The 9,975-nt window shown below is 58.6% G+C and carries 9 protein-coding genes; all 9 read right to left on the bottom strand.

Annotated elements, in window-relative coordinates:
• The coding region (locus AAAB16_RS23520) for a hypothetical protein (RefSeq protein WP_340665521.1) at nucleotides 1-733 on the bottom strand (733 nt) is incomplete at its 3' end.
• Nucleotides 730-1,998 (bottom strand): oligosaccharide flippase family protein, encoded by a 1,269-nt coding sequence (locus AAAB16_RS23525; protein ID WP_340665522.1) that lies wholly within the window; start codon nucleotides 1,996-1,998, stop codon nucleotides 730-732. The genes AAAB16_RS23520 and AAAB16_RS23525, both read right to left, overlap by 4 nt.
• Nucleotides 1,995-3,464: a hypothetical protein gene (locus tag AAAB16_RS23530; RefSeq protein ID WP_340665523.1), complete on the bottom strand. Its 1,470-nt coding sequence runs from the start codon at nucleotides 3,462-3,464 to the stop codon at nucleotides 1,995-1,997. The genes AAAB16_RS23525 and AAAB16_RS23530 overlap by 4 nt, the downstream gene beginning before the upstream one ends.
• Before the next feature lie 86 nt (nucleotides 3,465-3,550).
• A complete protein-coding gene (locus AAAB16_RS23535; protein ID WP_340665524.1) occupies nucleotides 3,551-4,945 on the bottom strand; it encodes an undecaprenyl-phosphate glucose phosphotransferase in 1,395 nt (464 codons plus the stop codon).
• Nucleotides 4,946-5,725, bottom strand: a complete 780-nt coding sequence (locus tag AAAB16_RS23540; RefSeq protein WP_340665525.1) for a hypothetical protein — start codon at nucleotides 5,723-5,725, stop codon at nucleotides 4,946-4,948.
• Nucleotides 5,722-6,468 carry a CpsB/CapC family capsule biosynthesis tyrosine phosphatase gene (locus tag AAAB16_RS23545; RefSeq protein WP_340665526.1) on the bottom strand — a complete coding sequence of 249 codons (747 nt, stop codon included), beginning with the start codon at nucleotides 6,466-6,468 and terminating at the stop codon, nucleotides 5,722-5,724. The genes AAAB16_RS23540 and AAAB16_RS23545 overlap by 4 nt, the downstream gene beginning before the upstream one ends.
• A gap of 175 nt (nucleotides 6,469-6,643) precedes the next feature.
• The gene (locus tag AAAB16_RS23550; protein WP_340665527.1) at nucleotides 6,644-8,878 is read right to left on the bottom strand and encodes a polysaccharide biosynthesis tyrosine autokinase; all 2,235 of its coding nucleotides are present in this window, start codon (nucleotides 8,876-8,878) and stop codon (nucleotides 6,644-6,646) included.
• On the bottom strand, nucleotides 8,878-9,381 hold the full coding sequence (locus AAAB16_RS23555) for a polysaccharide biosynthesis/export family protein (RefSeq protein WP_340665529.1): 504 nt from the start codon (nucleotides 9,379-9,381) through the stop codon (nucleotides 8,878-8,880). The genes AAAB16_RS23550 and AAAB16_RS23555 overlap by 1 nt, the downstream gene beginning before the upstream one ends.
• Before the next feature lie 51 nt (nucleotides 9,382-9,432).
• Nucleotides 9,433-9,975 (bottom strand): outer membrane beta-barrel protein (locus AAAB16_RS23560; protein ID WP_340665528.1); only part of this gene is annotated, 543 nt, incomplete at its 5' end.

Genomic DNA, 9,975 nt, shown 5'->3' on the forward strand with positions numbered 1-9,975 from the left:
TCAGCAGGAAAATCGGGTTGGAAATTTGCGAGTAACCAAAGCGCACGCCGCTGGTACGACCTGAGCTTGAGCCCAAGTGCACGCCACGGGCGGCGGGCAGCAAAATCAGCTCGCCACGGGCGCGGGCGCGGCTGGAATAGTCGAAGTCTTCCTGCCAGCCATACATCGGCAGGTTTTCATCAAAACGCATGTCCAGGGCGATGGTGCCGCGGTAGCTCATGTTGCAGCCGTACAGGCCGTCGACGGTTTTGATCGTCGAGGCGCTCGACCAGTGGGCTTCCGGCGCCTTGCTGCCGGCCAGGTACAACGCGGCATCGCCTTCGGTCACGCCAAACTCGGTGTTAACACCATCGGCCAATACGTTGCCGGTAATGCCGACCACTTTGGGGTTCTCAACCAGCGCTTGCGCGGCGGCTTCCAGCCAGTTGGCGGCGGGGCGGAAGTCGTCGTCGTAAAAGGTCACGAACCACTCTTTCGGGTCCAGGCCTGCCACCATCGGCACCAGCGCTTCCAGGCCGGCATTGCGCTGAATGGTCAGGCTGGCGCGCGAGAGCATGATTGTGGTTTGCCCGGCGGCCACCGTTGGGTGCGCGGCGAGGCCGTCGACGTCTTTGTCTTCACTGCCAACGATCAGCACGTGTGCAGCCGGCAACGTTTGGCGTTCAAGGTAATCGAGCAAAACGTAGGTTTCTTTGCTGCGGCCTTTTGTGGCGATAACGACGAATGCTTTCATTTGACGAGCCCATCATGTTTAACGTTGAAGATGCGAGCCAGGATGCCCAGTTTCCAGCACGAGAAAATCAGGCAGACAAACACCACCAGTTCTCCTATTACCCGGGCGATAGCCATGCCCATGCCGCCGTAATAGATGCCCAATGGGACTGCGCAGAGCAGGCTTAGTGCGGCGCCGAACAAGATGACTTTGGCCAACAGACCTTCCTTGTGCAGCGGAATCAGTACGTAGCTGCTCAGTACCAGCGTCACGGCGCTGATCGGGAACAGCAGCGCCATGCATTGCAGCACGGCCACGCTTTGTTCAAAGCCGGGACCAAACAGCAAGGGCACTACCCACTTGCCCAGCACCAGGGTGCAGAGCAAGCCGCACACGCCGATGCCGACCAACAGCAACATCGCTTTGCGAATCAACGCATGGGCGCCGTCGCTGTCGCTGACAAACAGGGCGGTAATGCGGGGTACGAAAATCTGCCCGGCCGGGGCCATCACGCTTAAACCAATGGCGATCAAGCGCTCCGCTGCACCAAAGGTGCCGACCTGTTCGGGCGTGGACAGAATGCTTAACAAGTAGGTCGACGAAGCAATCAACAGCGCCGACGTGCCGGTGTACAAAAACACCGTGCTGGAGGAGCGCACCAATGCCAGGCCATCACGCAGACTGACCCGCGCGCTGGAAATTTCCCGGCGTACCAGCCAGTGAGCGGCTGCCAGGGCAATGGCGCCCGAGGCCAGCAGCGAGAGCATGACCAAGTCGGTATCACCCTCACCGCGCACCAGGCTGAAAATCAGCGTCAGGCTTACGGCAAACCCCAGCACTTCCAGTTTTACCGCGCTGCGTGGGCGGGCGCTGCCGGTGAAGTACCAGCCCAGGTTGAATGCCGAAACAATGCCCAGGGTGACGGCGGCGATACCGGCAACCGGGTAAGCGGCCAGCACGGGAGACAGCCAGATGGCGACTCCGCCGCCGATCAAGGCGATCACGCTGAGAATCAAGCGGGCGCTGAGCTGTTGGCCGAACAGGCTGGCATAACGCTCGGGCGCCGCAGTGGCGATGTCGCGCATGCCGACCATGGCAAACCCCCATTCCACGAAGCGCCAGGCAATGGTCATCAGCGACATGGCTGCCAGCACCACGCCATAACCTTCCACGCCCAGCACCCGCCCGTAGAACGGAATCAGCAAGAGCAAATACAGGTAGCGCAGGGTGTACGCCAGGTAGACAAAAATAAAATCAGCGCGCGATTGAGCGGGGCTTTTACTCATCGTGGTACGTCACCAAACGGGTGATGCAGAGGCGGTTGAATCACGCGAAATACCTTAGAAGTTTCAGGCTGCTGGGCTCTTTTCGGCGTGGTGATGATCACCGCCAGGGCCAAGCCATACAGGAACGAGTTAAAGCTGCCGAAGTCCGGGGTGGTACTGGTCAGCAGGCCGACGATAAAAGCCGGAATGTAGGCGTAGCGGCACCCGGTCATCAGCGCCCGGCTCAAGCCGCTGGCATGGGCCGGCAGCTTGCGCATCAGGGTTTGCAAGGCAAAGGCGAAATACAGCACGCCGCCGACGATGCCAGTGTTGCTGAGGATCGCCACCAGCGAGTTGGATACCCGCGTGGCACCGATGCCCACACCCAGACCGTAACTGTCGATCAGCGCCTGCCAACCAACCGCGGTCCACATGCTGCGTTCTTCATACGAGCTGGTCTGCGACTTGTTCAGCACCATCTCGTTGATCTTTTCCACAATCGGGTCGAGCAGGCCGGGGGCAAACAGCACCACCAACCCCACGCCAAGCAAGGCGGTCCAGGACACCCAAAACTCAAAGCCGAGGCCCTTGGGGGAGAGCAGGTTGGACCTGCGCTGACTTTTACGAATGCCCCATTCGATGATGGCCGCGAGGAAAAACACCAGCAGACCGACGTAGCCGGCCGACGATGTCGATAGCCAGATAAACAGGATCAGCAGTGGAATCAGCGCCGGCACTACGCGCTTGCGCAGCCAGCGCTCGGGGATGGCATGGCGGAAGAAATACAGCAGGCTTAGAAACATGATGCAGCGGCCACCAAACACCGACGCCTCGGGCATCAAACCAACGATGCGTTTGCCACCCATGATCTGCACTTCGGTCATCAGCGCGTAGCTGGCGGTGCGAAACGGCGACAGGATCGGGTCCATGCCGACATACTGGCTCATCCAATCGAGCATGCCGGTAAACACCGCCATCGCCCCGCCCAGGCACATGGCGTTCAGGGCGTGTTTACGCATTTCCGGTGAGCGCAACAGACGAGTAAAGGCAAACACGGCAAATACCGAGATGCTCAGGTACGCCAGTTGCGAGAAGTTCTGCGAGGTGGGCATCAGCGGCTCACCAAAGGTGGAGAGCTCCAGGCGCACCGGAATAATGGTGATTTTGCCCATAAACAAACGGGGCATAAAAATGGTGACGAAGATGGCCACCAGCCAAAACATAAACAGCAAGAACAGGCGCTTGGGTGAAAACGCAGCGCCGGCAAAAAATTCGAGGCCGCCAGGGCTGGCAACGCTGCGCAAGATAATCAGCAGCACCACCATCGGGGTCGGTGTCAGGGTCAGGCCGCCGGTGAGTTCCGGGGGGATAACCGCAAAGGCGCCAAACGGAATGGAGCCGAAAAACAGGTACAGCAGCACATGCGCTCTGCCGAACAGGCCGAAGAGGGCAAGCCCCCAAAACAAGGCGATAGGTATGGCGTCCATGGTGCTCGGATAACACTCGTGCGGGGGTTGGAAAAGCTCCCGGCAGGGCAGGCACCCGGCCGGGATGTACAGCTAAAAGCGCCGTATCAGTAGATGTTTTTCGACAGCAGGGTAAACGGCGTTTTGATCAGGATTTTCACGTCCAACCACAGCGACCATTGGTTGATGTAGTTGAGGTCTTGGTTGACCCGTTGCTGCATCTTGTCGATGGTTTCGGTTTCGCCACGGTGACCGGTGATTTGCGCCAGGCCGGTGATGCCGGGTTTGATCCGGTGACGGGCCATGTAGGCGCGGATTTTGTCGGTGTAGTAAATGTTGTGGGTGACGGCGTGGGGGCGTGGGCCAACCAGAGCCATTTCGCCAAACACTACGTTAAACAGCTGCGGCAATTCGTCGAGCGAGGTGCGACGAATAAAGGCGCCCACCGGGGTAATGCGGTCGTCACCACGGGTAGCTTGTTTAACCACGGTTTCTGGCGCGTGAACACGCATGGAGCGGAATTTCCACACCTTGATCACTTCACCGTTCCAGCCATGACGTTCCTGTTTGAACAGGATCGGGCCAGGGGAGGAACGACGCACGGCGATGGCGATGGCAATCATCACCGGGCTGAGCATCAGCAAGGCCAGGGCAGCCAGCGAGCGCTCCATGGCTTCCTTGGCGAACAGGGCGGCCGGGTGCGAGCTGATTGGGCTTTCGTTGAGGTAGATCGCCGGCATGTGTTCGATTTCGGAGATCGACTGGTTGAGCAGCAGCATCGAGCCGAAGTCCGGAATCCACACCACGTCCACGCTCATATCCAGCAGGTCGATGTAGATATTTTCAATGTGCTGCACTTCGCCCAACGGCACGGCGATATACACACGGCGGATGTTCTCGCGCTCGATGACATCGCGCAGTTCGTTGAGGCTGCCCAGTACCGGCAGCTCGCAGGTATCTTCCGGATTGCTGCGCTCGGTAGCGATCATGCCAATCAGCGGCACACGGCTTGGGTGGCTGAGTTTTTCTGCCAGCTCTTTGGCCAAGGTGCCGGTGCCAACAATTACCGAACGACGATCTTTGCGCAGCTTGCGCGAATGCAAACGCGTGATCATGCGCAGTGGGATATAGCTGAGCACCTGCACCATAAAGCCAAGAATGGCCCAGCTAAATACCACTTCACGGGAGTACGCGCCGGTGGTTTGGGTCGCGAACGCGATGGTCATCATCGCGCCCAGCAGCAGGCACCAGCCGGCCAGCAAACGGCCCATGCCCGACAGCAGGCGGTGGCGTTTGTGGTAGACCTGCAAAGCGGCGTAGCAAGGTACTGAGCCGAGAATGGTGAGAATACCCAGAACGCGGTACTCACTCGGGATTGAACCAAACTTGGAGACCACCAGAGCGGTGAGTACCAGGTTGGCAAGGAACATGGCGGTTACCCACTGACCCCAAAAGGTCAGGCCACGGCGGTTAGCCATGAGGTTGCTATGTTGTGAAGTCATTTATCGGTTACCTCCACGCGTGCAGTAGTTTCGGGTGCTGTCGCTCTCGTCAACGCCGCTCGTACAGAGCGTCTGTTCCAGGCCTGAGGCCTGGGCAAGGGCAAACAGTGATTTCGCAGCTTCGTTAGTGCTATCCATGGCTTGGCGTGCAGAAGTGACAGCATCGACGCGTTGTTGTTGAGTCAGCATTGGCCACGCGCGTAGACCGATGCTTGCAAGTTCCAGCTGAACGTCAGGACGGTACGGACCCCAACGGTTAGCTTCCTTAAGTGCCTGGGCGAATTCCGCATCGAACTCACCCAAGGCATATTTGCTATGGGCCAAATGCGCCCAGGTGTTCGGCCAGGTCGGGCGTGCTGCCGTCGCGTCGCGAAAGGCAGCGGCTGCCAGCAGGCGAGAGGGGCGGGCACTGTCGGCACCCACCGCCTGATCGAAAGCCTGCCAGGCATACACCTGACCGAGCTGATCCAAATAAGTGCCGCTGGCCACCGGGTTAACCGTGTTGGCCTGCTGAGCGGCGTGCAACGCTGCATGCCATTTGCCTTGGTCTGGCGCGCGCTGGGTTTTGTTCCAACGCTGTAACGCCAATTCGGCGCGGTAGCTGGCCAGGCCGGCGAGGGCCATTTCGGCGGCCGGGAACATCACTGCCAGCGAGCCCGCCAGGCACACCAGCGTCAATACCAACTGGGGGCGCGATTGCGGCTTTGGTGGCTGGCGATTACCGCGTCGCTCGCGGGCGCGCGGCTGTTCCATGGCCTGTTCTGCAGCAAGGTCGTTCATGCGGCGCTCGCGTTGGCGAAATGGCTGCGGGCAATGCGCCACGGGTTGTCTTCCACCAGCAGTCGGGCGGCGGATTCACCGAGCAGCTCAATGGCGTGGGCGAGGCCGGGTAACAGGTTAGGGGGGCGATGTTTCATGTTGTGTGCATCACTGGCCAAAATGGTTACTTGGCCGGCGAGCAGAAAACGTTCGGCCAACTCTTGCGCTGCACTGCCGAACTGTCCTGCAACCGAACCGGCCGTGACCTGCAATAAACAGCCTTGGGCTAGAAAAGGTTCAATACGTTTGTAGTTGTTGCCACCCATTAGGCTTTTGTTGCGCTCGGGGTGGGCAATTAGCGGCTGGATATTGTTCTTCAGCATCCAGGCGGTGAGTTTGTCTGCCTGCTGGGGAATTTCGTGGTGGGGGAACTCCAGCAGCAATACGTTGCGGCCATTCCACTGACCGAGAAACGGCAATTCGCCGCGCATGGCCAGGTTGAGCAGGTCCGAATCAAACCGCGCTTCAGCGGCGGCGCTGACCTGCAGGTCGATACCGGCATTGGCCAGGGCGGTGGCAAAACGGCGAACCACCGCATTGATGCTGGCTTTGGTGTTGTTGTAACGGCCAGGGTGCAAGTGCGGTGTGCAGACCATATGGGTGGTGCCGCAGGCAACCGCATGCGCCGCTAATTCCAGCGCTTGGTTCATGTCGGCAGCACCGTCGTCGATGCCTGGCAGCAGGTGTGAATGCAGGTCAATCATGTCGCCTCCGGGCGAAGCTCACGCAGGCCATGCGCGTTTTTTAACGCGCATAACAGGCAGGCTACGGCGGATTAATAAGTTATTAGCAGGTGATCCATGACCTGCGTCGAGCGCAGGTTCGGATCCATTGGCAAGTGGTCAAATCACCACTTAAAGGTCACAAATTCGCCAGACCTCAGCGTTGTGATTGCGGCGTTTCGCCGTAGTTTTCGTAGTAGTTGGAATAGCTGTAGCCATAACGTTTGGCCTTGCGCAGGTCCACTTGGTTAAGCACCACACCGGTCACCGGAGCGTTGTTCTGCAACAGCTGACCCACGCCTTTTTGCACCATCGCAATGGAGGTGCTTTCAGCGCGTACTACATACAAGGTTGCGTTAGCGATGGTGGCCAGCAACATCGAGTCGCTCACTGCCTGGGTAGGCGGGGAGTCAATGATGATGCGCTGATAACGGGTTTTCAGCAGGTCAAGAATATTGGTCAGGCGCGACGACGACAGCAGTTCCTGCGGGTTCGGCGGCACCATGCCGGCTGGCATCATGTCGACGTTGCCAACGGTACGGATGCAGTCTTCAAGCTTGGCGGTACCGGCAATCAGGTTGGCCAGGCCGGGTGTGCCCACCGGGAAATCGAAGTTGCGCGCCATGGTTGGGCGACGCAGGTCGGCGTCGATCAACAGCACTTTTTCGATATGCGCGATGGAGAACGCCAGGTTGCTGGCAATCGAGCTTTTGCCCTCGCCGGGAACGGAGGAGGTGACCAGCACGATCTGCCGCGGCGTATCCAAATCGGACAGTACCAAGCTGGTTCGCAGCGTTCGTATCGACTCGCAAAAACGCTTGTCCTCGTTCTGCTCGAACATATGGGCAATTTGCTGACGTTTCTTTTTCGCCACCATCGGGATAACCCCGAACACCGGCACATTGAGTTTGTTCTCAACGTCATCTGTGCTTTTGAAGGTGTTGTTCAAGGCTTCAAACAGCAAGGTCAGACCAATGCCCATTACGGCGGCAAGTACGGCGGCAATCGAGACAATCAGCGACTTGCGTGGCTTGCTTGGTTTCAACGGCACAATGGCTTTGTCGACGACGCGGGCGTTGGACGAGTTGATGTCCGAGGTCGCGGCGGTTTCTTTCAAGCGGGTCAGGAAGGTTTCGTAAAGCACGCGGTTGCTATCGACTTCACGTTGCAGCTCACGCAGTTTGAATTCTTTGCGCGAGATGTCCTGAATCTGTGCCTTGTTGCTGTTGAACGACTTGCTTAGCGAGGCCTCGTTGGCCTGGGCCAACTGGTAATTACGCTCGATACCGGCAACCACCAGTTCAACTTGCGATTGCAGGCTGGCGGTAGCGGCGGCGAGATCGGAGCGCGCCGCAACCATGGCTGGGTGTTTGTCGCCATAACGACGCGACAGCTCATCCACCTTGGCTTGGGCTTTAGCCACTTCGCCTTTGAATTGCTGAATCAGCGGGTGACCCAGTACGGCCGGCACGCTGGCCAGACGGTTCAGGCCGCCGTTGCCCATGGCTTGTACTTGGCGGTATTGGCTCTCGGCCTCGGCGCGGGCACGGCGGGCGTCGATCATGCGGTTGCCGGTCATCGACAGCTCGTTGGCGCTGATGGTGGCAACACCGTCGACGTCAACCAGACCTTCGGATTCGCGGTAGGCCTGCAAGGTGTTCTCGGCATCTTTCAATTTGCCGCGCAGTTCTTGCAGACGCGAGTTCATCCAACTGGTAGTGGCCAGCGACATATCCAGGCTGGCGTCCAACTGGCTGGTGATAAAACCGTTGGCCCAGGCGTTGGCGATTTTCGCTGACAAATCCGCGTCTGGCATTTCTACGCTAACGGCCAGCAGCTTGCTCTTGCCCACCAATTGCACGCCAACCATGTCGCGTACACGTTGGGTCACAACGTCGAAAATGTCTTGCTCGCTCGGCCCCTGTTCGTCGTCATGGATCAGCCCAGGAATAAACTCGGCGATGCCCAACGACTTGATCAAACCACGAATGCTTAACACCGACTCCGGTTGCTGACGTGGGTCAAACAGCGGGTGGGTGGTCAGATCCAGTTCGCGTACCACACGCTCTGCCAGAGCACGCGACTGCAGCAGACCGAGCTGGGTTTGCAGGTATTCACTGGTGGTGTCGGCCGGGTCGTAGACCTGTTGGAACGACAACACTTGAGGATTTTTTTCCTCGATCATCAGGGTGGCGCTGGCCCAGTACTGAGGCTTGATGTTCAGTACGGCAACCACTGCCAGCATGGTGACAATGACCACCAGAGCCGCGATGTTCCACTTGGCTTGCCAGAGCACGCTGCCCAGTTTGACCAAGTCGATGACGTCATCGTCTTCGTTGGTGTTGCGAAAGGGCATGACGCGCTCGGCGTTAATGCGCTGAATATCGTTCATCAGAAAAAGCCCTGCTCGATGGTGATGGTGTCGCCAGGCAAAATGGCGGTTTCGAGAGTGGCTTTATCGCCTTGGCGGGTCTCGCCGTTACCGCGAACAATGGTTACGCGTTTGGTCGAGGCACGTTCGGTAAGGCCGCCAGCCAGCGCAATGGCGCGCTGCAAGGTAAGGCCGGGCTGGTACGGATAGCCGCCAGGTTTTTGCACTTCACCGCTGATATAGAACTCGCGGTAGGTGATCACGGCGACAGTCACTTTGGGGTCTTTCAGATAGCCTTCACGCAGCTTGTTGGCGATCAGGTCTTCAATCTGATTAGGGGTTTTGCCCAGTGCTTTTACTTGCCCAAGAAAGGGGTAAGAGAAGGTGCCGGCATCGTCCAGGCGCACTTCTTCAAAGCTCAGGTCGGCTTCGCCATAAACGGTGATGCGCACGACATCACCAGACGCCAACTTGTATTGACCGTCGCCTTCAGCAACGGCCAGTTGGCAAACAAACAGGGTCATCAGCGTTACAAGAATTCTACGGATCATAGATACGACTCAGGTTGCTATTGCTCAGAGGCTGCCGGTCAGGCTGATCATGTAAATGTTGCGGGTGTAGCTTTCGTTCGCCGCGCTGGAATCGTTGTCGCGGTAGGTGTACCCCACTGCCACATCCAGCCAGCGACGGGTTTTGTAGGTCAGGGTCAAGCCGGCGCTGGACAGATCGTCCGAACGCTCCTGACCTTCGTAATCGCGCTTGGCAAATTCATAGAACGCGCGGGAGTTCACGCGTTCAGTCCAGTCATGCGACCAGGCCAGTTTGGTGCTGGTGTTTTTGATCGCATCGGAGCCATCGTCACCTTCGTCAAAGGCGCGGCGGGCGGTCAGGCTGAAGATCGAATAGGTGCGCGGCTTCCAGTCGACCCCAACTTCCCACATGGGGCTGGTGAGGTCGTCACGGCTGTTGTCTTCGAAGTCTTTCTTTTCATAACCCACGCGCACCTTGCCGGTGGTTTTGGCGGTGGCGTCCCAGGTACCGCCGACCAGCACGGCGTTGCTTTTGTTGTTACGCGGGCTGTCTTCTAGTACGTAGTCGTAGTCGGCATGGCGCAGCTC

The organism is Pseudomonas sp. (genome assembly GCF_037994325.1).
GTDB lineage: Bacteria > Pseudomonadota > Gammaproteobacteria > Pseudomonadales > Pseudomonadaceae > Aquipseudomonas.

Excerpts from the sequence above, each read along its gene's own strand:
- AAAB16_RS23525 (WP_340665522.1), bottom strand. The coding sequence starts at position 1,998 with ATGAGTAAAAGCCCCGCTCAATCGCGCGCTGATTTTATTTTTGTCTAC.
- AAAB16_RS23530 (WP_340665523.1), bottom strand. The coding sequence starts at position 3,464 with ATGGACGCCATACCTATCGCCTTGTTTTGGGGGCTTGCCCTCTTCGGC.
- AAAB16_RS23535 (WP_340665524.1), bottom strand. The coding sequence starts at position 4,945 with ATGACTTCACAACATAGCAACCTCATGGCTAACCGCCGTGGCCTGACC.
- AAAB16_RS23540 (WP_340665525.1), bottom strand. The coding sequence starts at position 5,725 with ATGAACGACCTTGCTGCAGAACAGGCCATGGAACAGCCGCGCGCCCGC.
- AAAB16_RS23545 (WP_340665526.1), bottom strand. The coding sequence starts at position 6,468 with ATGATTGACCTGCATTCACACCTGCTGCCAGGCATCGACGACGGTGCT.
- AAAB16_RS23550 (WP_340665527.1), bottom strand. The coding sequence starts at position 8,878 with ATGAACGATATTCAGCGCATTAACGCCGAGCGCGTCATGCCCTTTCGC.
- AAAB16_RS23555 (WP_340665529.1), bottom strand. The coding sequence starts at position 9,381 with ATGACCCTGTTTGTTTGCCAACTGGCCGTTGCTGAAGGCGACGGTCAA.